Genomic DNA, 24,065 nt, shown 5'->3' with positions numbered 1-24,065 from the left:
GCGCACCCCACACTTCTGGCGCAGGGGGGCGATGGGACACTCAAGCTTCCTTGGATTCCCCTGGCGCGTTGCCCGCCCCCAACGGGGGCTTAGTCGTCGTCATCCGGCATCCCGATCCGGGACAGCCCCATCATCAGCTCCCGGTGCGCGAGGTAGCCCTGCGTCTTGCGCATCCGGGGCTTCTGCTCGGGTTCCTCCGGTGGGAACAGGTACGTCTCGCGCACTTGCTCCCATGCTTCCTGCCACGTCGCGCCCTGCGTCGTCAGCGCTCGAATCCCGTTGGACGTCGCTTCCGCGGCCTCCGTCAGCGCCTGCTCGAGCTTGCCCGTCTTCTCCAGGCGCGCGTACATCTTCGGAAGGTGCTCCTTCCAGTGCTCGCGGGCTTGGGCGATCCAGGTGGCATGACGCATTTCCAATCTCCGATCTGGGTAGAAGCTGAAATGTCTCTGGGCGATGCGCTCTTCCGAAAACTGGCCGACGCCCACGGGCAGCATTCTGAGTGCGCGTATCACGCACAGGGGCCCAGCGACGGCAGCATCGGGGGCTGCCCTATGGCCTGTGGCGCGCCGCTATGATCACCAGCTACCCTCGCCCAACTCAAGATTTTTGGGCGAGAGGCCACTATTGCCCTATGCCGCTAACCCTCCCCCAACTCGAACGCCACCTCTTCAAAGCGGCCGACATCTTGCGCGGCAAGATGGACGCCTCCGAGTTCAAGGAATACATCTTCGGAATGTTGTTCCTCAAGCGCTGCTCCGACGTGTTCGATCAGCGTCGCGAGGAAGTTATGCAGCGCGAGTTGACCGCGTGCAAGACTGACGCCGAGGCCCGCGAGAGCGCAGAGCTCAAGCGCTGGTATGGCCAGTCCTTCTACGTACCACCCAAATCCCGCTGGAAATACTTGGTCAACGAGGCTCACGTCGATGTGGGCGGTTTCCTCAATCGTGCGCTTGGCGGCTTGGAGAGCAACAACTCGAGCTTGGCCGAGGTGCTGGAACACATCGACTTCTCACGCAAAGTGGGCCAGAGCAAGATCCCCGACATTAAGTTACGCCAACTGATCAGCCATTTCAGTACCTACCGCCTGCGCAACGAGGATTTCGAGTTCCCCGACCTGCTGGGCGCCGCCTACGAATACCTGATCGGGGAGTTTGCGGACTCGGCCGGCAAGAAGGGCGGCGAATTCTATACGCCCCGATCGGTCGTACGCATGATGGTGCGCCTGGTCAAACCCGAACAGCACCACAGCGTCTATGACCCCTGCGTAGGCTCGGGCGGCATGCTGATCCTGGCCAAGGAGTACATCGACGAACACGGCCAGGACGGTAATCGCGCCGAGCTCTTTGGGCAAGAGGCCAACGGCACCGTCTGGTCGATCGCCAAGATGAACATGCTGCTGCACGGCATCAGCACTGCCGACCTGCGCAACGAGGACACCTTGGCCGAACCGCAGCATGCCGAAGGCGGGGAGCTTATGCGTTTCGACCGCGTGCTCTCCAACCCGCCGTTTTCCATAAACTGGGGCACCGCGGACACCAACCGCGGCGGTCAAGCGGTGTGGGCGCCTAAGTTCCGTGCCGAGCGTTTCCGCTACGGCGAAGTACCGCTGGGAGCTAAGAAGGCTGACCTGATGTTCCTGCAGCACATGGTGTCCGTGCTCAAGGACGGCGGCCAACTCGCTACCGTGATGCCCCACGGCGTGCTGTTCCGCGGCGGCGAAGAGCGCGCCATCCGTGCGGCCATGATCGAGGCCGACTTGTTGGAAGCCGTGATCGGCCTGCCCGCAAACTTGTTCTACGGTACGGGCATTCCGGCCTGCGTGCTGGTGATGCGCCAGCGCCAGGGCAATCACAGCGGCAAGCCGTCCGAGCGGCAAGGAAGAGTCCTCTTTATCAACGCCGACCGCGAATACTTCGAGGGCCGAGCTCAGAACCACCTGCTGCCCGAGCACATCGAGAAGATCGCCAACACTTTCGAGAATTTCGCTGAGGTGCCGGGCTTCTCGGCCATCGTCTCCAACGCCGAGCTTCGCGATAACGACTGCAACCTCAACATCCGGCGTTACGCCGACAACGTGCCGCCGCCGGAGCCGCATGACGTGCGCGCGCACCTGGTCGGCGGTGTACCCAAGTCCGAGGTGGAGAACAAGGCTGCACTCTTCAAGGCGCACGGCCTGGACGCGCTGGCGCTGCTTGTCGAGCGCGATGCCTACTACTTCGACTTCCGCTCCGAGCTGACGACGCGGCAGGCCGTCAAGAATGCGATCGAGACCTATCCCGGCCTCGTGGCTCGCGAGCAGGAAGTGCGCGACGCCTTTGACGCCTGGTGGCAGGTGCACAGTCCGCGCATCATTGCGCTGGCCGGTGCTCCCGGCCTTGTCGGTCTGCGCAACGACCTCCTGCACAGTTTCAGCGCCGCGCTGGAGCCAACAGGCGTGCTTGGACGCTTTCAGGTGCGCGGGATCGTGGCCGGCTTCTGGGATGACGCCAAGTACGAATTCATGACGTTGATGGCGCGCGGCGCCAGGGGCGTCGTGGACGCCTGGCGCATCAGCATCCGCACCGGGATAGACGACGATCAAAGCAATGGGAACCCGTTGGGCCACAAGCTTGTGAAGCTCCTGATGGGCGATTTCGTAGATGCGCTGGCCGAGTTGGAAGTGCGCAAGGCCGAACTGGACAGCCAAATTAAAGCGGCCACGCCGGACAAGGTTGAGCGTGAGGATGGCGAAGAGGCCGAGCCCAGCGACGACGAGTTGGCAGTAGACGACGCGCAGCTCAAGGAGTGGAAGCGGCAACTCGTGGCGCTGAAAAAGGAGGTCAAGGCCAAGGAACAGGGCTTCGCGCAGCGGCTCGATGGCGCGGTCGATGCTCTGGATGATGCTGGAGCGGCGACGCTGCTTCTGGCTGTCCTGCGCAACGATATGCAGGCGATCCTGGATAGATATGTTTCCGCGCAGCGGCGGCAGGTTATTGAGACGTATGAGACTTGGTGGGACAAATACAGGGTGACGTTGAACGACATCGAGCAGGATCGCAAAGGTGCCGCGACGGAATTGGACTCATTCCTGCGAGCGCTCGGCTATGTCTGATCTCTGGCCTGTAGAGCCGCTCGGCAAGCACACTAAGGTGAAGGCGAGGATCGGCTGGCGGGGCCTCGCTTCGTCCGAATACACCGATGACGGTCCACTTCTTGTCGCCGGGAAGCATGTGCGCGATGGCCAAGTTGATTGGACTTCCTGCGATCACATCACCGAATATCGTTACAGGGAGTCGATGGAAATTGCCCTGGAACCGGGTGACGTGATCCTGACGAAGGACGGCACCATAGGGCGCGTTGCACGCATCGACTGCCTGCCGGGGAAAGCAACTCTGAATGGCACCATGATGCTGCTGCGCCCCGGAGAGCAGTTGGACTACCGATATCTATTTCATGTTCTTCGAGGCAGTCAGTTCAAGCGACTAATTGATGACAAGGTTTCTGGTAGTTCAATCCCTCATATCTTCCAGCGCGATATGGTCTTGTTGCCAATCTCGCTTCCTCCGCGAGGCCAACAAGTGGCCATTGCCGATGTGCTTGACGCTCTTGACATCACCATCCGCCAGACCGAGGCAATCATTCAAAAGTTCGAACAGGTCAAGCAGGGCCTGCTGCACGACCTGCTGACCCGTGGCATCGACGCCAACGGCGAACTGCGCCCGCGGCCGAAGGAAGCGCCGCATCTCTACAAGGAGTCGGTCTTGGGATGGATTCCGAGGAAATGGGAGGCACGAGCTGTGGATCAGGTGTCTGAATCGATTGTGGATGGCCCGTTCGGCTCTAACCTGAAAACCGAGCACTACGTCGATCTACCCGGCGTGCGTGTTGTTCGGCTCCAGAACATCGGCATTGGCAATTATGACGACAACGAGCGCGCCTTCGTGTCCGAACAGAAGGCAGCCAGTCTTAACCGGAACGAAGTCTCGGGTGGCGACGTACTGGTTGCCGCACTTGGAGATGCGCGCTATCCGGTAGGGCGTGCTTGTTGCTACCCCGACGACCTGCCTCCCGCGGTAAACAAGGCCGATTGCTTTCGTTTGCGACCGAGAAATGATCTCGCTATTGGAGCATTTGTAATGCGCAGCTTGAACGGGGCCGTCGCTCGCCGACAGATTCGGGGATTCGAGCAGGGGGTAACAATGCAGCGCGTCAACATCGGCAACCTCAAGCGCATCGTGCTCGCGCTGCCGCCAGTCGAGGAGCAGGAAAGTGCCTGCGCGAAGCTTGCGTCCCTGGACAGAACGTTGGCGACGAACGTGGCATATCTGCTGAAATCTCGCGAGCAGAAGGCCGGCCTCATGGACGACCTCCTCACCGGCCGCGTCTGCGTGGCGCCTCTCCTCGACTGAAAAAGACCGACGCATGGGCTGGGAACTCGACACTGTAGAAAAGCCCTTCGTCGAACAACTGCTCGGCCTCGGCTGGCGCTGCGTCGAAGGCGACCTGGATCATCCCGCCGCGACCGGCCGCACCGCCTTCACCGAGGTCATTCAGGAAGCCACACTGCGCCGCAAGCTGCACGAACTGAACGTGCGTGAACTCGACGGGCAACCGGTGCCCTGGGTCGATGAAGCGCGCCTCTCGCAAGCCGTCGGCGCCATCACCCGCATCGGCACCCATCGCCTCATGGAGGCCAACCGTGTCGCCACCGAACTGCTGCTGGGCGGCATCACGGTCGAAGGCCTGCCCGGCTGGGATGGCGGCCGCGGCCAGACCATCCACTTCATCGATTGGGCGCACCCCGAGCGCAACGAGTTCACCGTCATCAACCAGTTCAGGATCGATTGCCCGCCCGGCTACAACCGAGGCAAGGCCTTTATCGTGCCCGACCTGGTGCTCTTCGTGAACGGCATCCCGCTGGTGGTCGTGGAGTGCAAGAGCCCGTCATGCCCGGAGCCGCTGGCCGAGGCGGTGGACCAACTGCGCCGCTACACCAACCAGCGCAAGGTGAGCCTCGAGGTCGATGACAACGAGGGCAACGAGGCGCTGTTCCACACCAACCAGCTCCTGATCGCGACGAGCTTCGATGAGGCGCGGGTGGGCAGCGTGGGCGCTGCCATGCGCCACTACGCGGCCTGGAAGACCGTCGTGCCACGCACTGAGGCCGATGTGGCCGCGTCGCTTGGCAAGATCACGCTTTCCGAGCAGGAACGCCTGATCGCTGGCCTGTTGGTCCCGGCCAACTTGCTCGACGTGGTGCGGCACTTCACCCTGTTCATGACCGCCGACGGCCAGACGGTGAAAGCGGTCTGCCGCTACCAGCAGTTCCGCGCCGTCCATCTCGCGATCGAACGCCTGCGCACCGGCAAGACCCGGCTGCAGGACGGCGAACACGACCGGCGCGGCGGCATCGTCTGGCACACCCAGGGCTCGGGAAAGAGCCTGACCATGGTGTTCCTGATCCGCAAGCTGCGCACCGACCCCGCATTGCGCCGCTTCAAGGTGGTGGTGGTGACCGACCGGACCGATTTGGAAGATCAGCTCTCAGGGACCGCCGCGCTGACCGGCGAGACCGTGGAGCTGGCAACCTCGGCCGCGGCCCTTCGCGCCCTGTTGCGCCGTAAGGGGCCGGGGCTGGTGTTCGGCATGATCCAGAAGCAGCGCGGTGGGGATGCCGCCGGCGAGCCCCCCCTGACGGCGGCCGACCTGCCACATCGCGCCGAGGCGCGCGAGCCTCCGGGCCCGCTGGACGTGCTCAACGACGACGACAGCATCCTGGTGCTGGTGGACGAGGCCCATCGCAGCCAGGCCGGCGACCTGCAGGCGGCGTTGCAGGTGGGCCTCCCGAACTGTGCGCGCATCGGCTTCACCGGCACGCCGATCCTCATGGGGGACAAGAAGCGCACCCACGAGATCTTCGGCGAGTTCATCGACCGCTACACGATCCGGGAAGCCGAGGCCGACGGCGCCATCGTCCCGATCCTGTACGAGGGCCGCACCGCGCACGGGGCCGTGAAGGACGGCGCCAGCCTGGACGAGCTGTTCGAGGACCTGTTCCGCGAGCACACCCCCGAAGAACTGGAAGCCATCCGCCAGAAGTACGCGACCAAGGGCCAGATCTTCGAGGCGCCCGCGCTCGTCGCCGACAAGGCGCGCGACATGCTGCGCCACTACGTGACCAACATCCTGCCCAACGGCTTCAAGGCCCAGGTGGTGGCCTACAGCCGGCTCGCGGTGGTGAGGTATCTCGATGCCTTCATGTTGGCCCGCGATGAGCTGCTGGCGCAAGCCGAAGCCTTGAGCCCCGAGGACAAGGGGCTGGACGAAGAAGCGCTGTGCCGGCGCCCGCCTGTGGTGCAGGGGCAGGTGCAGGCTTGGCGCTATCGCGATCTCCTCAGGGCCCTGGAGTTCGCGCCCATCATCTCCGGCAGCAACAACGACGACCCGGCGTGGAAGCAGTGGACCGATGCGGCCGCCCAGGAGCAGCGCATCCAGCGCTTCAAGCGGCCGCTGCGGCACGCGGATTCGACCAAGACCGACCCGCTGGCCTTCCTGATCGTCAAGTCGATGCTCCTGACGGGCTTCGATGCCCCGGTCGAAGGCGTGATGTACCTGGACCGGCCCATCCGCGAAGCGGAACTGCTGCAGACAATCGCGCGGGTCAATCGCACCGGCTTCGGCAAGAAGTTCGGCATCGTGGTGGACTACTTCGGCCTGGCGCACCATCTGAAGCAGGCGCTTGCCGTCTATGCGGACGAGGACATCGAGGGCGCCCTGCAAAGCCTCAAGGACGAGATCCCCGTGCTGCGCGACCGTCATCTGCGGTTGGTCGACTTGTTCCGCAGTCGGGGCGTGGAGAACCTCACCGACCACGAAACCTGCGTCGAAGTGTTGGGCGACGAACGCCTGCGCGCCGAGTTCGCGGTCAAGCTCAAGCAGTTCCTCGACACATTGGACGTGGTACTGCCTCGGGCGGAGGGGTTGCCCTTCGCGCCGGACGCCAAGCTGCTGGCCTTCATCTACGCCCGAGCCCGCAACCGCTACCGCGACACGCCAGTGCTGGGCAAGGACGTTGGGGCCAAGGTGCGCAAGCTCATCGATGACCATGTGGTGTCGATGGGGGTGGACCCGAAGATCCCGCCGGTGTCGTTGACCGATGCCGACTTCGGCGACAAGGTGGCCCGCGAGCCGAACGACCGCGCCAAGGCCTCCGAGATGGAGCACGCCATCCGGGCGCACATCCGCGAGAACGCCGACCAGGACCCAGTGGCCTACCGCAACCTCAGCGAGCGCCTGCGCGACCTGTTGGCGCAGCTCGGCGAACATTGGGATGAGCTGACTGCCGCCCTGCAGGGGCTGGTCGACGATATCCGGGCCGGGCAAGTGGCCCAGGACGACCGGCTACCCGATCTGCCGGAGCAGTACGGCCCGTTCCTGCGGCTGATGGTGGACTCGGCCGCGGGGGATCGGGCCATCACGCCTGCGGAGCAGACGAAGCTGGCAGACTTGACCGTCGAAGTAGTGGACACCATCGTCGCGGAGCTCACGCCCAACTTCTGGAAGCCGAACCGCCAGCCGGCGCAGGATGCGCTGGGCAGCCGCCTCTTCGAGCTGTTGATGCACTCGCGCTTGTTGCCGACGCCGCAGATCGAGGCGCTGGTCGACAAGTTGATGGAGCTGGCGCGCGCCAACCATCATCGGCTCAGCAAGTCATGAGCAATCTGGTCGTCAACGATCTTCGCTTCGAGGTTCGCCGCAGCAGCGCTCGGCGCTCGTTGGAAATCACTGTGGACCGTACCGGTGACCTGATACTGGCGGCGCCTCCAACGGTCGAGGACGCCAGGCTGCGTGACTTCGTTCTGCGCAAGCGCATGTGGATCTACAAGCAACTGGCTCGTAAGGATGCGCGCGGGCATGAGGCGCCACGCAAGGTCTTCACCGACGGCGAGGGGTTCCCTTACCTTGGGCGCAGCTACCGCCTTCGGTTGGCCAAGGAGGCAGATGCGGCGGTAAAGCTCACGGGAGGGCGCTTCGTCATGCCGGTAGCTTTGGCGCGTGACGGCCGCGAACACATGGTTCGGTGGTATCGCGATCGCGCTCAGCCTTGGATCACCGCCAAGGTGGAGGACTATGTCGCACGCATGGAGGTCGCGCCAGCCGGCGTCAGGGTGCAGGACCTCGGCTATCGCTGGGGCTCGTGCGGCAAGGGAGGTTGGCTCTACTTCCACTGGAAGACGATCCTGCTGCCAGCGCGCATCGCCGAATACGTCGTTGTCCATGAGATGGCGCATTTGCTTGAGCCACACCACACGCCGGAGTTTTGGAGACGAATAGAGCGAGTGATGCGTGACTACGAGCAACGAAAGAACTGGCTCGCAGTACATGGGAGCGACGTTGAAGGCGTCTAACACGTCTGAAATGCTTTAGCCTTTGGTGCTGCGAACCAGCCACGCGGCAGATGAAGGTTTGGAAAACTGTTCGCCGAATAGGTGAACACTGGAGAAGGAAGCGTATGGGCGAAGCACGGCGACGCGGGACAGCAGAGCAGCGCGTCAAGGAAGCAATCGCGCGAGACAAGGCAAAGTTGTATCGGGCAATGGGCATCAATTTAACCAGCCCCGAAGATCAGGCTCTTCGGACGACTCTAGATGCTTTTCTAGCGCATCTTGACGAAGGGGAGTGGGAGTCGCGCAAATCTGCGATTGTTGAGCGCCTGGAAACAACTAAGGCCACTACTTTGTGGGCTACACGTCCGATTCGAGATCAACAGGATGAGATCGGTTGGTATCTGATGCTCGCCGAACTCGCACTGACCGACCCGCTGTGCCAAGAAACCAACCAGGCAGCTCGAACATTGCCGTTCCTTACTGCGATCGGGAAGGCGTTGGCGCATAGAGAACGTGTTGAAAGGCTTGACGAGAAGATCAAGGAGGTGGTCGGAGACTTTCGGCACTCGCCAGACGGAGTCCTGTTTGAAATATTGGTGGCGTTGACTTACGCAGGGCACGGATGGAATGTACGGGCGGTTTCAAGTCCGAAGCGCAACACCGGGGTCAATGAACTGAAGTTGATGGCTTATGAGAGCTGGCCAGCGTTTGTGCGAACACCTCCAGCGGTGTGCGCCAGTTGTGCGTAGCACGCGGCCTGGTGTTCAGACTATCGGCGATGGCGTCGAGCTCTTGCTGCGTGTACACCGACAGGTCGGTACCCTTGGGCAGGTACTGACGCAGCAGCCCGTTGGTGTTCTCGCAGGTGCCGCGCTGCCAGGGGCTGTGCGGGTCGCAGAAGTAGACCCGCACGCCGGTGTTGGCCGCCAGCTCGGCGTGACGCGCCATCTCCTTGCCCTGGTCGTAGGTCAGGCTTTGGCGCAGGGGCGCGGCGATTGCATTGAGCTTGACCGTGAAGCCGGCCAGCGCCGCGGCGGCGGTGGCATCCTCCATGCGCGCGAGCAGCACCAGACGGCTGCTGCGCTCGACGAGAACGCCCACCGAGGACTTGTTGCCTGTGCCCTTGATGAAGTCACCTTCCCAGTGTCCGGGCATGACCCGATCGTCGATCTCGGGCGGGCGCACATGAATGCTGACCATGTCCGGGATCTGGCCGCGCCGATCCGTGCCGCGGCTGCGCGGCAAGCGCGTACTGCGGCCCTGACGCAGGCAGGCGATGAGCTGACGGCGCAACTCGCCACGCGGTTGCGCGTAGATGGCCGTGTAGATCGTCTCGTGAGAGACGTGGCGCTGAGGTTCGTCGGGGTACACACGCCTGAGCGTAGCGGCAATCTGCTGGGGCGACCACTTCCAGCTCAGCAAGGTCAGCACGACGCCCCAGGTAACGCTGCTCACATCGAGCTTGACCATCGGCCTGGCGGTGCGGCGGCGTCGCGCCTGCAGAGCCGTGGCGGTGTCGCTCGCGTAGCCGAGCTCAGCGCAGCTGTTGCGCCGCAGTTCGCGACTGACCGTGGAGGCCGGCCGCGCGAGCACGCGGGCGATCGCCCGCGTGCTCGCGCCCTGCAACTTCATGCTCGCGATCGTCATTCGTTCCTCAGGCATCAGCTGCCTGTACGTTGCTCGTCTTTCTTCCACTACAGCACCTTACATGGAGTGAGGTGTTGCACTTCAGATTTGAGGCCGCCACGGATGCTCGAGGCAAAGCCACCGTCCAAATCGCCTGATCTATTGGTAAGTCGTGATGGAATCGAGTTCTATGTCGAATGCAAGCGTCAGTCGCGGCGCCCGACTTACAGCGACCGAGAACACCAAGCGTTTCTGCGAATGTGGGAAGGCATCCCCACACTAGTCAGGGAAGTCTCGGGTCAATGGATCTGGATTGATATGGCTTTTCATCAGGAAATTACTCGATTGCCGGAGAGCTTTTTGACCGAGGTGCTCGCTAGTGCGCTCCCGCTTGGGCAGGGGGAGCAGACCATTCTCGACGATGAGCACGCAACTATTCGGGTCAGGCTTATAGATCGCAAAGCCGTCGCAAGGCACATGAAATCCAACAGGGTCAAACACAACTCCTCCATGCTTCGCTCATTGCTTGGAGGCGATTGGGCGCCACGCAATTCAAACGGCCCAATGGCGCTCCTGGCCCGGTACTCCACAGTGGCGGGTTGCGAAGCGCTGCCATCCGGTCGTTTTGTCGATGACATAGCTTGGGCCATGGGTGGCACGAGAGTCTGCGACGCACCCCAGGCGGTTGCGGCAAAGGCTCGCGATGTGAAAAGGCTGCTCGTTGATGCCGTGAGGCAACTGCCACAGGACAAGACATCAATAGTTCACATCGCCGTAGAAACCCATGAAGGACGAGCGGCCGATCGATTGAGGGACCAGAGGATCAGAGATTTGCTTGGTGCGTTCAAGGTCGATCGGCCAGTAGCGGCGGTGTTTGTTCACTCCATTCAATACAACGAAGTGATAGACACCTCCTGGGAGGTGGATGAAACCGTTCAGTGGTGGTATGGGCCTATGGGAGAAATCGCGAACGTACCTCAATGGCTGGTTGTCCCGCCGCACACTGCTGGGATTCATCGCGCACATTGGGAAATCTATCCCTAGAAGTTTGCGCGGGTGAGCGCGCAGAGGCGCTGTGAGACGCAGTGCATGGCTAGCAGCACGCGGTAGCGAGGTTCAGCGCGTCTAGGGTACTTCGCAGTTCAGGATGAGCCTTGAACGAGACTGTGCAACTGTGGGTTGAGCCAAATTTGAATCGATCTGCTTCTTCAGCGACACTCAAAGTTGGCCCTGTGTTTTGGGGAGGAGCTCCCCTTCAAATTCCTTCAATAACGTCTCTTTCGCGGCCGAGATGTAGGCGCTTGCCGCAGTGGAAAACCGCCTTTCAGGTGCTTCATGGCGGCTGAGATCTTCAAGTCGTGATGCTACCCTGGCGAGTAGCTGTTTTCTAAGCTCACCTGCGGGCTGCGCGATTGCCAGGAGAAGATCGTCCCGAATACGAGAGATCTCTAGTGCAATCTCCAGAATTAGGTATCCGCGTTCACTGACGAGACCATGCCGATTGAGGCCCAAAATGTCTATAGTTGCGCGGCCCCGCTCGTCCTCGATGCCCCCACGGCGAACCGGAGCAACGGTCGGCAAGTGAGTGTGAAATGATTGCCATGCCAAGTGTGAGTCTGGACGGTCCCGACAAGGGTCGATCAGCAGTGCGCCTTCGGCCGCGAGGTTGGCCTCATCGTCTCCTGTTGCTCGCTTCGCCGCGGCTACGGGAAAACGGTCCTTCTTGCCATAGAGCACCTTCTTGCTGCCAACGACGGCAGTGCCGTCTGCAGCAAGTTCGACAGCTTGGTGGTGATGTTCGCGATTGCAGTGAATGCAGGAGGGCAGGAGGTTGTTCCAATTTGAGGCAAGCCACCAATAGCCAGCATGCGCTTCTCCTTTCACCGCCCCTTTAGGGCGATAGTGTTCAACGTCCACTGGTTGAGTGGCTCCATAGCTGCTCTCGCAGTACGCGCACTTGTTGTGAAAGAGCTGGGCTAGTGTTTCCTGTACGTCTTTCGCCTTGTAGACCTTGAACTTGTATGCTTTCTTAGGGGGTGGTTGCTGAGCATAATGCTCGATCGCAAGGATTCGCTCTTTCTCGGCAGGAGAGCCTTTATCACGCAGCGACTTCGGGACGGGAACCGATTTCCGATCGACGTACCTCATTTAAGGTCAGTGCGAGTAAGGACCGCAATTACAGCCCGCACCGCATCTTCGCGGTACTCGACTGCTCGGACTGGTCTTTCCACGCGCGCTGCAAGATATCTTGTCATTGCCTCCGCTACAATTTGCTTTGCAACGCTGTCTCCAAGTACCGTCATGTCAGAAATGTCGGCAGCAATGCCATTAATGATCTGCCGCCTTGTAGAGCCGCCATCAGACTGCGTCTTGCCCGCCTCATCTGCATACTGTTCGATCAATTGTTCGAGTTTAGGGTCTGTTGTGGTCGCGAGCCCAAAAACGTCGGAAGTGAGCAATTGGTCTGCCCTTAAACCTTGCACGTTTGGAAGATCCTCCAGAGCGAAAATCGCGTCATCTTCATCCCTGACGAGCACCTGCACCTCGCCGTTAATCATGCCCCGAAGACAAAGAGGATCATGGGTGGTTGCGATGAATTGCACCTGCGGCATTGCCCTTCTAAGAGCGGTCATCACCTGCATCTTCCAACGCGGATGAAGATGTGTTTCAACCTCGTCGATCAGCACAACCCCTCGCGCGTCCTCCAGATTTCCCCACGTCTCGACCATCCGCCACATCACATCGACCGCTACTGCAAATAGCGACTTGTAGCCGTCGCTCATGCGTTCAATAGGCGTCACGCGACCATGCGCTTTTACGAGAACGTTCCCTAGAAGGTCGCGGAAAATGCTGTCGTCGAATTGGAGCGCGAGCACTTCTCTCAAAGCGCGCGCTACTGCGTTGAAGTGGTCATCGCTGACAAGCTGGAGCCATCTTGTGGGATCTGGGATGGTGGCAAGCGGGTCGAACAGAGTTTTTCCGTCTGAGTGCTTGCGGATGGTATGGGGACTCGACTTGACTAGGCGGCGCGCGCCATACGCAAGTACTGTTAAGCCCGGGACGCCTTCGCCAACAAAATTCGGCGGATCAGCCTGAACATGCAAGGCAATTTTGGCGCCGCTGTCAAGCTTGACCGTCACGTATGGCTCTCGATCACCGATGAGCTGCCAACTGGCCCGTTCACGGCTAATAAATTGCTCAGGTTCGACTCCCAATCGAGCGCGCTGCTTGGGCGACATGAGGGCTAGGCTGATGGCTTGCAACACGCTGCTCTTCCCGGTGGAATTTTCCCCCACAAGCATTACGCATGGCGCTCGTCGGCTGGACTCCCCTTCAGAGCTGAACTCGATGGTTAGGTCGTCGATCCCCTTGAAATTGCGGACCGCGATGCCGGTTATGCGCGCAGAGGAGGGTGCATCGCCAATCTGTAGCAGCCTTTCTGGAGCCTCGGAATGAATTTCGCCGAGATCAACGAAGCTGTCAGGCAAGAAGGATGTGTAGACCCTCATTGCCTCTTGCATGATCGCCAAAGGAACGGCGTCAAAAAGTCTTGCCACATCCTTCATGAAGCGATCCGACGAGGACGAGTACGAGCCGCGGTAGGTTTCGGGAAACGTGTCGCGGATGCTTCGATAGAGCAGAAGCCGCGCCCCCCAATGAGGCGCAGACGGCGCAAGAGTCCTGTTGACAATTTCGGAGATTGGATCGCCAGCGTCGAGTGCTTGGCTTAGGGCGGACAGGATGGACTGAATGACCCTTCCGCGGGCTTCGCACAGCGCGGGACGGTTTAGATCGACTATCTCCAAAGTGCACGAACCAGTGTCAGTGCGTGCAAAAAGTCTGCCATCCGGAAGGATCCTGAAGTGCCGCAAGGGATCGTCGCTGCACGGGTTCAGTAGGAGATTGTTTTCTGCTGCGACAGCTTCGTTCCAGGTGCAGAGTAGCGGTGCACGTGGCCCTTCAACTGGGAATTGGTTTCGCTTGGCCTTCTGGCACGAAGGGCACAACACGAGCAGGTTATGCCAGTCATATGCCAACCACCCGTAGTGGTCAGGGCTGACTTTGTCGAAATGGTTGGCGGCGCTGGCGATCGGACGAAAGTGATCGAGCCCACGCACTGTGGTTTGAATTTGCGACTCGCAGTAGGCGCAGCGATCCTCGAAAACCCTACGCAAGGCCAGCACCAGGTCTTCGGCTTGAAGCAGTTCAAGGTCGAAAGGGGCGCGTCGATTGAGGCGCTGCTCTGGCGGTAACCTGTAGTGCCGCCGTAGTTCAAGCTTCGCTTCGCGCACAGCGCCGGTGCGCAGGGAGGTCGGAGCGTCAACGATTTCTCGATTTATCTTTCGCATCCAGGCGTGCCTCATTGAGGCTGATGAGTAGTTGTGAGGTGTCGCTTCTTCTGGGCTATCGACCGACCGATGTGTTCCTTCGGGTGCGATTGGACGTTACCTGGGCCTGCTGAGCAAGTGACTCGGCGATCAGCACACATGCGGAGGATGAGATCTGCAGAGAAGCAGTAGGTACGGCAGCTTACTTTGACGCAACAAAGTTGTCTGGCAGGCAAACCATCCGCAGCTCGGCTTGTGAATAGTGCATAGACTGAACTGTTGACATCTCAAGCAATTTTGCTGCCAACCTAAAACGCTCTTACATCGGCCGTTACATCGCCATAGAAAAAGGCCCCGTTGCTATCGATTTGATAGCTACGGAGCCTTATCTGTGTTGGTGCCGGAGAGATGATTCGAACACCCGACCTTCTCATTACGAATGAGCTGCTCTACCAACTGAGCTACACCGGCTAAGCCCGCGATTATAGCGGCTCGTGATAGCCCGTCAGCCGCTCGACCTCGTTCCTCGACCCCAAAACCACAGCCACGCGCTCGTGCAGCTTGCCCGGCTCCAGGTCGAGAATGCGCCGGCGCCCGTTGGTCGCGGCGCCGCCGGCCTGCTCGACCAGCCAGCTCATGGGATTGGCCTCGTACATCAGGCGCAGCTTGCCGGCTTTTTCGGGCTCGCGCTTGTCCCAGGGGTACAGGAAAACGCCGCCGCGCATCAGGATGCGGTGCACGTCGGCCACCATGCTGGCGATCCAGCGCATGTTGAAGTCCTTGCCGCGCGGGCCGTCCTTGCCGGCCAGGCATTCGTCGATGTAACGCTTCACGGGGGCATCCCAGTGCCGCATGTTGCTCATGTTGACGGCGAATTCCTTGGTGTCCGCCGGGATCTGGATGTCCTCCTGCGTGAGCATGAAGGAACCCTGCTCGCGGTCCAGCGTGAACATCGCGACGCCGTTGCCCACCGTCAGGACCAGCGTTGTCTGCGGGCCGTAGATGCAGTAGCCGGCCGCCACCTGCCTGCTGCCCGCCTGCAGGAAGTCGGACTCCTGCACGCCGGGAGAGCCTTCGGGTTTCTTCAGCACGCTGAAGATGGTGCCGATGCTGACGTTGACGTCGATGTTGCTCGAGCCGTCCAGCGGGTCGAACAGCAGCAGGTACTCGCCCTGCGGATAGCGGTTGGGCACGACGTAGATGCTGTCCATCTCCTCGCTGGCCATGGCCGCGAGGTGGCCGCCCCATTCGTTGGCCTCGATCAGTACCTCGTTGGCGATGATGTCGAGCTTCTTCTGGACCTCGCCCTGCACGTTCTCGCTCTCGGCCGAGCCGAGCACGTTGCCGAGGGCGCCCTTGTTGACGGCCTGGCTGATGCCCTTGCAGGCGCGCGCCACCACCTCGAGCAAGAGCCGCAACTGGCCCGGGATGAGGCCGTCGGCGCGCTGCTGTTCGATCAGGTAACGGGTGAGAGAAATGCTCTTGAGCATTCAGTGACTCCAGATGGGGATTGTTTATGCAGCCAGCGCACGGGTGACCACCTCGTGCGTGTCCTTGCTGAGATCAGGCTTGGCGGCGACGCGCATGATGGCTTCGCGCGCGGCGCTGCGGTAGGGCTCGGCCAGCTTGCTCCAGCGGTCGAGTGCGCGGGCGAGCCGGGCGGCGACTTGCGGGTTGATGGCATCGAGCTCGATGACGCGCTCGCTCCAGAACACGTAGCCCGCGGCATCGGGGCGGTGCAGCGCACCCGGGTTGGCGTTGCAGTAGCTGAAGATCACGCTGCGCGCGCGATTCGGGTTCTTGAGCGAGAAGTCGGGGTGCTTCATCAGCTGCTTGACCAGCGGCAGGATGTCGCCGCCGCGGTCGGGCGCGCCGGCCTGCAGCGAGAACCACTTGTCGATGACCAGCGCCTCGTCCTTGAAGATGGCATGGAAGCGCGCCAAGGCCTGCGCCGCCAGCGCGTGGCCGGAGGACACCAGCGCGTGCAGCGCGTTGAAGCGGTCGGTCATGTTGCCCGCGTCCTTGAAGCGCTGCAGCGTCTTGCCGGGCCAGACCGCGTCGCCCGTGGCTCGCGCGGCCAGGCAGAGGTAGGACAGTGCGAGGCCGGCCAGGGCACGGCGGCCGGAGGAGCGCGGGGCGGGGCTGTAAGGCCCGGTCTCCCGGTGCTCCTCGTAAGCCTGCTCCCAGTCGGCGAAGAGGCCGGCGGCGAGCTGGGCGCGCATGGCCTCGCGCACGAGGTGCACGCGCTGCGGATCGACCATTTCGAGCTGCTCGGCGATGTAGGTTTCCGAGGGCAGCGTGAGCACCAGTTCCTTGAAGGCGGCATCGAGCCCGGGATCGCGCAGCACGCGGCGCATGGCCTCGAGGTAGGCCTCATCGAGCGGCGCTTCGCTCGCGCCCGCGACCGGCGCGTGGATCGCCCGGATCGCGGCGCGCAGCGCCAGCCGCTGGGCGGCCTCCCAGCGATTGAAGGGATCGGTGTCGTGGGCCAGGAGCGCGAGCAGCTGGGCATCGCTGTAGTCGTACTCCAGGATCACCGGTGCGCTGAAGCCGCGCAGGATCGAAGGCACCGGCTCGGCCTCGACATTGACGAAGGTGAACTGCTCGCCCGCGCGCGTCAGCACCAGGGTGCGCGTGCCTGCGCTCGGGGCCTCCTCGCCGGTCAGCTGCAGCGGCAGCTCGCGCCCGTCGGGTCCGAGCAGGCCGACGTTGACCGGGATCACGAAGGGTTCCTTGAAGGGCTGGCCCGGCGTCGGCGGGCAGCTCTGCACGAAGCTCAGGGTGTAGGTGCGCTGCGCCGCGTCGTACACGCCGTGCGCCGCGAGGCGAGGCGTGCCGGCCTGGCCGTACCAGCGCTTGAACTGCGGCAGGAGGCGCGCCAGCTCCGAGTCGGGGTTGGCGTCGGCGATGGCCTGCGCGAAGTCATCGCAGGTCACGGCCTGGCCGTCGTGGCGCTCGAAGTACAGCGTGATGCCGCGCGCGAAGCCCTGGCGGCCGACCAGCGTCTGCATCATGCGCACCACCTCGGCACCCTTCTCGTAGATGGTGACGGTGTAGAAGTTGCTGATCTCGATGTAGCTGTCGGGCCGCACCGGGTGCGCCATCGGGCCCGCGTCCTCGGGGAACTGAGCGGTGCGCAGCACGCGCACGTCCTCGATGCGCTTGACCGCGCGGGCGGAAGGCTCGGCGCACAGGTCCTGGCTGAACTCCTGGTCGCGGAATACCGTGAGGCCTTCCTTCAGGGAGAGCTGGAACCAGTCGCGGCAGGTCACGCGGTCGCCGCTCCAGTTGTGGAAGTACTCGTGGCCGACCACGCTCTCGATGTTGCTGTAGTCGGCGTCGGTGGCGGTGGCCTGGTTGGCCAGAACGTACTTCGTGTTGAAGATGTTCAGGCCCTTGTTCTCCATCGCGCCCATGTTGAAGTCGCTGGTGGCGACGATCATGAAGCGGTCCAGGTCCAGCGGCAGGCCGAAGCGGGCCTCGTCCCAGGTCACGGAGTTGACCAGCGAAGCCATGGCGTGCTCGGTCTTGTCGAGGTCGCCGGCGCGCACGTAGACCTGCAGCAGGTGCTCCTTGCCGTTGCGCGCCCTGATGCGCTGCTCGCGCGCCACCAGCTTGCCGGCCACCAGCGCGAACAGGTAGCTGGGCTTGCGGAAGGGATCGACCCATTTGGCGAAGTGGCGGCCCTCGGGCAGTTCGCCCTGCTCGACCAGGTTGCCGTTCGACAGCAGCACGGGGTAGGCGGACTTGGCGGCCCGGAGGGTCACCGTGTAGCTCGCCATCACGTCGGGACGGTCGAGGAAATAGGTGATGCGGCGGAAGCCCTCGGCCTCGCACTGGGTGAAGAAGGTGTCCTCGCTCACGAACAGACCCATGAGCTTGGTGTTCTTGGCGGGTGCGCAGGTGGTGAAGAGCTCGAGCTCGAAGGCATCGGGCAGGTTGTCGATCACCAGCTGGTCGGCTTCCATGCGGAAGGAGGCGCCTTGGCCGTCGACCAGCACGCGCGCGAGGTTGAGCTCGTCGCCGTCCAGGCGCAGCGGCTCGGGCGCAAGGTCCGGGTTGCGGCGCAGGCGCATGCGGTTGAGCACGCGCGTCTTGACCGGGTCCAGGTCGAAGGTCAGGTCGACGGTGTCGATCCAGTAGGCGGGAGCGCGGTAGTCCTCGCGGCGGATCGCCACGGGCTCGGCTTGGGCATCACGCAAGTGCATCGAGAGTCTCCAGGGAATTTTGGTGTTGTGCTGCCTGCATCAGACGCCCTGCTTGAGCGAGGCCTCGATGAAGGCATCGAGGTCGCCGTCGAGCACTTTCTGCGTGGCGGAGATCTCGACGTTGGTGCGCAGGTCCTTGATGCGGCTGTTGTCCAGCACGTAGCTGCGGATCTGGTGGCCCCAGCCGACGTCGGTCTTGCTGTCCTCCAGCTTCTGCTGCTCTTCCTGGCGCTTGCGCATCTCGTGGTCGTACAGGCGCGAGCGCAGGCGCTTCCAGGCCACGTCGCGGTTGCTGTGCTGGCTGCGGCCGTCCTGGCACTGCACCACGATGCCGGTCGGGATGTGCGTGAGGCGCACCGCCGAGTCGGTCTTGTTGATGTGCTGGCCGCCGGCGCCGCTCGCGCGGTAGGTGTCGGTGCGCACGTCAGCGGGGTTGATCTCGATCTCGATCGAGTCGTCGATCTCGGGGTAGACGAAGATGCTGGCGAAGCTGGTGTGGCGCCCGCCCGACGAGTCGAAGGGCGACTTGCGTACCAGGCGGTGCACGCCGGTCTCGGTGCGCAGCAGGCCGAAGGCGTAGTCGCCCTCGACCTTGATGGTCGCGCCCTTGATGCCGGCCGTATCGCCGGGCGTCTCGTCCTCGATCTGGGTCTTGAAGCCCTTGCGCTCGGCGTACTTCAGGTACTGGCGCAGCAGCATGCTGGCCCAGTCGCAGGCCTCGGTGCCGCCGGCACCGGCCTGGATGTCGATGAAGGCGTTGAGCGGATCGGCCGGGTTGCTGAACATCCGGCGGAACTCGAGCTGCTTGATGTCTTCCTCGAGCGAGGCGGCGTCATCGGCGATGGCCTGCAGGCCATCCATGTCGCCTTCCTCCTTCGACATCTCGTAGAGCTCGGTGTTGTCCGAGAGCCCGCTGGTGAGCCGGTCGAGCGTGACGACCACGTCGTCGAGCGCCTTCTTTTCCTTGCCCAGTTCCTGGGCCTTCTTCGGGTCGTTCCAGACGGTGGGATCTTCGAGCGATGCGTTGACCGTCCTCAGACGTTCGGCTTTGGCATCGTAGTCAAAGATACCTCCGTAAGTCGACCGTCCGGGCGCTCAGGTCCGCGAGGGTTGCGCCGATTTGATTGATTTGCTCTGCATCCATGGGGAAATCCTGACGGTGTTCGGGGAAAACCGGGGATTTTCTCACGCCCGGCCAGGCCTATCGCCCGGCCCTGCTGGCGTCAAGGAATGCCTCGATCAGGGCCGCCACGCGGCCCGGCTGGTCGTGGTGCAGCATGTGGCCGGCATCCTCCACCCGTTCCAGGCGCACGTCGCGCACCGATTTCAGGCGCTCCTGGAAGTCGGCCAGGGTGTAGCGGCCCTTCCACCAGTGGTCCAGGCTGTCGTCGGAAGCCACCACGGCCAGCACCGGCGCGGCGATGGCGGCGTAGAGCGCCAGCGCCTCGTCGACGCGGAACAGGTTGGCGTTGATGATCTTGTGCGCCGGGTCGCCCAGGATCTCCCAGCGCTCGCCGCCCTCGGCCTGGGAGCGCGCCACGGACCAGTGGCTGGCCAGCCAGTCGGCCTTGTCCTGCGAGAGGCGCGGGTTGGTCTTCATCAGCCGCCGCGCGACGCCCTCGGGCCCGGGGTAGCTGGCCAGCGCCATCTCGCCGCGGTGCAGGCGCTTGAGCTGGTCGATCCACTTGCCGTAGCGCCCGGGCGCCTCGGCCGGCTGCAGGGGCGCCATGCCGAAGCCCTCGAGGTTGACCAGGCGGCGCACCCGCGTCGGCCGCACGCCGCCGTACTGCATCGCGATATTGCCGCCCATGCTGTGGCCGACCAGGTCGACGGGCGTGTCGCCGGCATAGTGGTCGAGCAGCCAGTCGAGGTCGGCCAGGTAGTCGGGCAGCCAGTAGTTGTCGACCGCGCCGCCCTCGGTCAGGCCGAAGCCGCGCCAGTCGGGGGCGATCACCTGGCGCTCCTCGACCAGTGCGTCGACCACGAACTGCCAGGAAGCGGCCACGTCCATCCAGCCGTGCAGCAGCACCAGGGGAGGGCGCGCCGGCGAAGGCGTGCCCCAGAGGCGGACGTGGTAGCGCAGGTTGCGGATGGGGACGAACTCGCTGCGGGAGGGGCGGAGGGCTTGGTACATGGCCGATCGATGATACGGACGAGCCCCCGGCCGCGCAGTCCGGCAGCGGACAGCAGGCTGGCGCGGTAGTCGCTAGCATTCCTCGCATGCAAAAAATTCAACTCGGGCAGAGCGATCTGCGCGTCACGCCGATCTGCCTCGGCACCATGACCTTCGGCGAGCAGGTGGACGAGCCCACCGCACACGCCATCCTCCATCGCTCCCTCGAGCGCGGCATCGACTTCATCGACACGGCCGAGATGTACGCCGTGCCGGCCCGCGCGGAAACCTTCGGCGCGACCGAGACGATCATCGGCAACTGGTTCGAGAAGAACCCCGGCGTGCGCGACAAGGTCGTGCTCGCCACCAAGGTGGCCGGCCCCTCGCGCGGCATGCCCTGGGTGCGCGAAGGCAACGGCATGACGGCGGCCGACATCGCGGCCTCCTGCGAGGGCAGCCTCCGCCGCCTGAAGACGGACGTGATCGACCTCTACCAGATCCACTGGCCCGAGCGCCATGTGCCGGCCTTCGGCAACATGTACTACGACCCGGTCCGCGAGACCTCGCGCACCCCCATCCACGAGCAGCTCGAGGCGCTGGCCGGCCTGGTGAAGGCGGGCAAGGTGCGCGCCATCGGCCTGTCGAACGAGACGCCCTACGGCGTGCACGAATTCGTGCGGCTGGCCGAGCAGCACGGGCTGCCGCGCGTGGCCACGGTGCAGAACGTCTACAACGTGCTGAGCCGCGGCGTCGAGAACGGCCTGGACGAGACCCTGCATCGGCTGGGCGTCTCGCTGCTGGCCTATTCGCCGCTGGGCTTCGGGCTCCTCACCGGCAAGTACGACGAGAGCGGCATCACCGGGCCCCATGCGCCGAAGGGCGCGCGCATCGCGCGCTACGAGTCGGTGCGCAAGCAGCGCTGGGGCCGGCCCGAGTCTTTCGAGGCGGCGCGCCGCTACAACGCGCTGGCGCGCGCGATCGGCATGACGCCCACGCAGTTCGCGCTGGCCTTCTGCCACAGCAAGTGGCAGGTGGCGAGCACCATCATCGGCGTGACTTCGCTGGCCCAGCTCGAGGAGGACCTCGACAGCTGGGACAAGCGGCTGCCGCCCGACGTGTTGTCGGAAGTCGACAAGCTGCGCTGGGAGATGCGCGACCCCGCGATCTGAAGACAGGTCTGCGTGCGGCTGCTCGGCGTGAAACCGGTGCAGTGCGCGCTGGCAGAATAGCCGGCCGGTCCGGCGGCCCCTCGGCCGCATGACCCGTCTGGAGACACCGTGAGTTCCTATCTGCCTTCGTTGATCGCGATCGTCCTGTCCTACCTGCTGGGCTCGCTGTCCTTTGCCGTCATCGTCAGCAAGGCGCTCGGCATGTCCGACCCGCGCAGCTACGGCAGCAAGAACCCGGGCGCGACCAACGTGCTGCGCTCGGGCAACAAGGGCGCCGCGCTGGCGACATTGCTGCTGGACGCGGTCAAGGGCTGGCTGCCGGTCTTCCTGATCCATCACCTGGGCGAGCCCTATGGACTGGGGGCGGGCACCGCGGCGCTGGCCGGGCTGGCGGCCTTCCTGGGGCATCTCTATCCGGTCTTCTTCGGCTTCCAGGGCGGCAAGGGGGTGGCCACGGCGGCCGGCGCGCTGCTGGGCATCGAGTGGCTGCTGGGGCTCGCCACCGGCACCACCTGGCTGATCATCGCCGTCTTCTTCCGCTATTCCTCGCTGGCCTCGATCGTGGCGGCCTTCTTCGCGCCGGCCTACTACCTGATCGGCGGCGGCATCGCCTGGCCGCTCTCCCGCGAGGTGCTGCTCGCGCTGATCGCGATCAGCCTGCTGCTGATCTGGCGGCATCGGGAAAACATCCGCCGCCTGGCGGCCGGAACGGAGTCCCGGCTGGGCTCCAAAGCCAAGACTTGAGAAAGAAAGCTCCCATGGCCCAACTTCAACGCTTCCACGTCGGTCCGCGCCTCTCCGAGATGGCGATCCACAACGGCACCATCTACCTCGCAGGTCAGGTGCCCGACGACACCACGCAGGACATCCGCGGCCAGACCGCGCAGGTGCTGGCGATGGTGGGCCGCCTGCTGGCCGAAGCCGGCAGCGACAAGTCGCGCATCCTGATGACGCAGATCTTCCTGGCCGACATCGGCGATATCACGGCGATGAACGAGGTGTGGGACGCCTGGATTCCCGCCGGCAACACGCCGCCGCGCGCCACGGTGCAGGCGGCAATGGCCAATGCGGCCTACAAGATCGAGATCGTCGTGACCGCGGCTGCGGCCTAGAAGCGTTTTTCCAGGACCATCTGGTCGCTATCGCGCCGCATCGAGAAGCGGCTGATGAAGCTGTTGCCCAGCAGCACGTAGGGCATGGGCTGCTGCGACACGATGGCCTCGACGTCGTAGACCTCGACATCGCCCACCCGCACGGAGTTCAGCCGCACCCGCCAGCCCTGGGCGATGCCGTTGGCGGTGTTCACGCGCACCGGCTGGCCCTTGCTGAAATCGAGCCCGATGCGCTGCGCGTCCGCCGCCGAGAGCGCGACGGTGGTGGCGCCGGTATCGAGCATGAAATTGACGCTGCGCCCGTTGATCGCGCCCTGCGTCGCGAAGTGCCCGCCGCTCGAGACCGGCAGCACGATGCGCGTCCCGCCGCCGCCCCCCCACCGTTGCCGCCGATGCTGACGGGCTGGTCCATGCGCAGCGCCACGCGCTTGCCGCCGGCCTCCACCGTGGCCTGCTCGGCTGCCAGCGACAGCAGCTTGACGCCCTGGAAGGTCTCGCCCACCGCCACCGTCTTGGGCGCGCTGCCGTCGACGATCAGGATGGCGCGGCTGCCGATGGTGCCGGTGAGCATCACGGACTGGGCTTGCGCGAAGCCGCCTACCGCGGCCAGCAGCATCGGGAGGAGGAGGGCCTTCATCGGGCGCTCAGTCGCGGAAGTTGTTGAAGGACAGCGGCATGTCCGGCACGTCCTTCTTGATCAGCGCCATTGCGGCCTGCAGGTCGTCGCGCTTGGCGCCGGTCACCCGCACTGCGTCGCCCTGGATCGCGGCCTGCACCTTGAGCTTGCTGTCCTTGATGAGGCGCTGGATCTTCTTGGCGGTCTCGCTCTCGATCCCGCTCTTGACCTTGATCACCTGCTTGACCTTGTCGCCGCCGATCTTCTGGACCTCGCCCTTGTCGAGGAAGCGTACATCCACGCTGCGCTTGGTCAGCTTGTTGCGCAGGATGTCCTCCACCTGCACGAGCTGGAATTCGGCATCGCCGACCAGCGTGATTTCCTTCTCCTTGAGCTCGACCGAAGCCGCGGTTCCCTTGAAGTCGAAGCGCGTGCCGATTTCCTTGGCCGTGTTTTCCACGGCATTCTTGACCTCGGGCAGGTTGGGTTCGCAGACGGTATCGAAAGACGGCATGGACTCTCCTCTG

18 protein-coding genes, 1 tRNA gene and 1 pseudogene are annotated in these 24,065 nt (G+C 63.5%); 9 read left to right on the top strand and 11 right to left on the bottom strand.

Going from position 1 to position 24,065, the window contains the following annotated elements; genetic code table 11:
- Positions 1-89: 89 nt before the first annotated feature.
- Positions 90-494 carry a hypothetical protein gene (locus tag GXN78_RS22305; RefSeq protein ID WP_106557098.1) on the bottom strand — a complete coding sequence of 135 codons (405 nt, stop codon included), beginning with the start codon at positions 492-494 and terminating at the stop codon, positions 90-92.
- 77 nt (positions 495-571) lie between these two features.
- On the opposite strand from GXN78_RS22305, the gene GXN78_RS22300 reads away from it, so the two are divergent.
- From GXN78_RS22300 to GXN78_RS22280, 5 genes are all read left to right on the top strand, one after another.
- The gene (locus GXN78_RS22300; RefSeq protein WP_239142856.1) at positions 572-3,091 is read left to right on the top strand and encodes a class I SAM-dependent DNA methyltransferase; all 2,520 of its coding nucleotides are present in this window, start codon (positions 572-574) and stop codon (positions 3,089-3,091) included.
- Positions 3,084-4,388 carry a restriction endonuclease subunit S gene (locus GXN78_RS22295; RefSeq protein WP_106557096.1) on the top strand — a complete coding sequence of 435 codons (1,305 nt, stop codon included), beginning with the start codon at positions 3,084-3,086 and terminating at the stop codon, positions 4,386-4,388. Before GXN78_RS22300 ends, GXN78_RS22295 begins: the two co-directional genes overlap by 8 nt.
- A 13-nt stretch (positions 4,389-4,401) precedes the next feature.
- A complete protein-coding gene (locus GXN78_RS22290; protein WP_106557095.1) occupies positions 4,402-7,695 on the top strand; it encodes an HsdR family type I site-specific deoxyribonuclease in 3,294 nt (1,097 codons plus the stop codon).
- A complete protein-coding gene (locus tag GXN78_RS22285; protein ID WP_106557094.1) occupies positions 7,692-8,387 on the top strand; it encodes a SprT family zinc-dependent metalloprotease in 696 nt (231 codons plus the stop codon). The genes GXN78_RS22290 and GXN78_RS22285 overlap by 4 nt, the downstream gene beginning before the upstream one ends.
- A 104-nt stretch (positions 8,388-8,491) precedes the next feature.
- Positions 8,492-9,115: a hypothetical protein gene (locus GXN78_RS22280; RefSeq protein ID WP_146163055.1), complete on the top strand. Its 624-nt coding sequence runs from the start codon at positions 8,492-8,494 to the stop codon at positions 9,113-9,115.
- Here GXN78_RS22280 and GXN78_RS22275 read toward each other — a convergent pair.
- Entirely contained in the window at positions 9,033-10,028 is a 996-nt protein-coding gene (locus tag GXN78_RS22275; RefSeq protein ID WP_106561524.1) for an IS30 family transposase, read from the bottom strand. The two genes, GXN78_RS22280 and GXN78_RS22275, sit on opposite strands and share 83 nt — an antisense overlap.
- A gap of 87 nt (positions 10,029-10,115) precedes the next feature.
- Between GXN78_RS22275 and GXN78_RS22270 the strand changes: the two genes are divergently transcribed.
- Complete coding sequence (locus GXN78_RS22270) at positions 10,116-11,036, top strand: hypothetical protein (protein ID WP_146163000.1); 921 nt, start codon at positions 10,116-10,118, stop codon at positions 11,034-11,036.
- Between the two features lie 174 nt (positions 11,037-11,210).
- Here the strand turns inward: GXN78_RS22270 and GXN78_RS22265 are convergent, their stop codons facing one another.
- The 7 genes from GXN78_RS22265 to GXN78_RS22235 all read right to left on the bottom strand — a co-directional run bounded on the left by GXN78_RS22265 (position 11,211) and on the right by GXN78_RS22235 (position 20,662).
- Positions 11,211-12,140 carry a hypothetical protein gene (locus GXN78_RS22265; RefSeq protein WP_146162999.1) on the bottom strand — a complete coding sequence of 310 codons (930 nt, stop codon included), beginning with the start codon at positions 12,138-12,140 and terminating at the stop codon, positions 11,211-11,213.
- Entirely contained in the window at positions 12,137-14,356 is a 2,220-nt protein-coding gene (locus GXN78_RS22260) for an AAA family ATPase (RefSeq protein ID WP_106555773.1), read from the bottom strand. The genes GXN78_RS22265 and GXN78_RS22260 overlap by 4 nt, the downstream gene beginning before the upstream one ends.
- A gap of 359 nt (positions 14,357-14,715) precedes the next feature.
- Positions 14,716-14,791: transfer RNA gene (locus GXN78_RS22255), tRNA-Thr, on the bottom strand.
- A gap of 11 nt (positions 14,792-14,802) precedes the next feature.
- Positions 14,803-15,810 (bottom strand): class 1 fructose-bisphosphatase, encoded by a 1,008-nt coding sequence (locus tag GXN78_RS22250; protein WP_106555772.1) that lies wholly within the window; start codon positions 15,808-15,810, stop codon positions 14,803-14,805.
- Positions 15,811-15,834: 24 nt separating this feature from the next.
- The gene (gene pepN / locus GXN78_RS22245; protein ID WP_106555771.1) at positions 15,835-18,528 is read right to left on the bottom strand and encodes an aminopeptidase N; all 2,694 of its coding nucleotides are present in this window, start codon (positions 18,526-18,528) and stop codon (positions 15,835-15,837) included.
- A 39-nt stretch (positions 18,529-18,567) separates the two neighbouring features.
- Positions 18,568-19,672 (bottom strand): peptide chain release factor 2 gene (gene prfB, locus GXN78_RS22240; protein WP_106555770.1). Its coding sequence is split into 2 segments (ribosomal slippage): positions 18,568-19,590 and positions 19,592-19,672, totalling 1,104 coding nucleotides; the frame shifts between segments, so codons are not numbered across the junction.
- 57 nt (positions 19,673-19,729) lie between these two features.
- Positions 19,730-20,662, bottom strand: a complete 933-nt coding sequence (locus GXN78_RS22235; protein WP_106555769.1) for an alpha/beta hydrolase — start codon at positions 20,660-20,662, stop codon at positions 19,730-19,732.
- Positions 20,663-20,748: 86 nt separating this feature from the next.
- On the opposite strand from GXN78_RS22235, the gene GXN78_RS22230 reads away from it, so the two are divergent.
- The 3 genes from GXN78_RS22230 (at position 20,749) to GXN78_RS22220 (ending at position 22,922) form a co-directional block, all read left to right on the top strand.
- Positions 20,749-21,810 (top strand): aldo/keto reductase, encoded by a 1,062-nt coding sequence (locus GXN78_RS22230; protein WP_106555768.1) that lies wholly within the window; start codon positions 20,749-20,751, stop codon positions 21,808-21,810.
- A gap of 108 nt (positions 21,811-21,918) precedes the next feature.
- Positions 21,919-22,554 carry a glycerol-3-phosphate 1-O-acyltransferase PlsY gene (gene plsY, locus GXN78_RS22225; RefSeq protein ID WP_106555767.1) on the top strand — a complete coding sequence of 212 codons (636 nt, stop codon included), beginning with the start codon at positions 21,919-21,921 and terminating at the stop codon, positions 22,552-22,554.
- Positions 22,555-22,568: 14 nt separating this feature from the next.
- Entirely contained in the window at positions 22,569-22,922 is a 354-nt protein-coding gene (locus GXN78_RS22220) for a RidA family protein (RefSeq protein ID WP_106555766.1), read from the top strand.
- Here GXN78_RS22220 and GXN78_RS22215 read toward each other — a convergent pair.
- Together GXN78_RS22215 and GXN78_RS22210 are read right to left on the bottom strand one after the other, a co-directional pair.
- A pseudogene (locus tag GXN78_RS22215) lies at positions 22,919-23,559 on the bottom strand (TIGR02281 family clan AA aspartic protease). The gene GXN78_RS22220 and the pseudogene GXN78_RS22215 overlap by 4 nt on opposite strands.
- Positions 23,560-23,566: 7 nt before the next feature.
- The gene (locus tag GXN78_RS22210) at positions 23,567-24,052 is read right to left on the bottom strand and encodes a YajQ family cyclic di-GMP-binding protein (RefSeq protein WP_106555764.1); all 486 of its coding nucleotides are present in this window, start codon (positions 24,050-24,052) and stop codon (positions 23,567-23,569) included.
- Positions 24,053-24,065 lie beyond the last annotated feature (13 nt).

Source organism: Variovorax sp. WS11 (genome assembly GCF_010499245.1).
GTDB lineage: Bacteria > Pseudomonadota > Gammaproteobacteria > Burkholderiales > Burkholderiaceae_C > Variovorax.
Note: the sequence above shows the minus strand (reverse complement) of the source record. Positions and strands in the feature narration are given on the sequence as shown.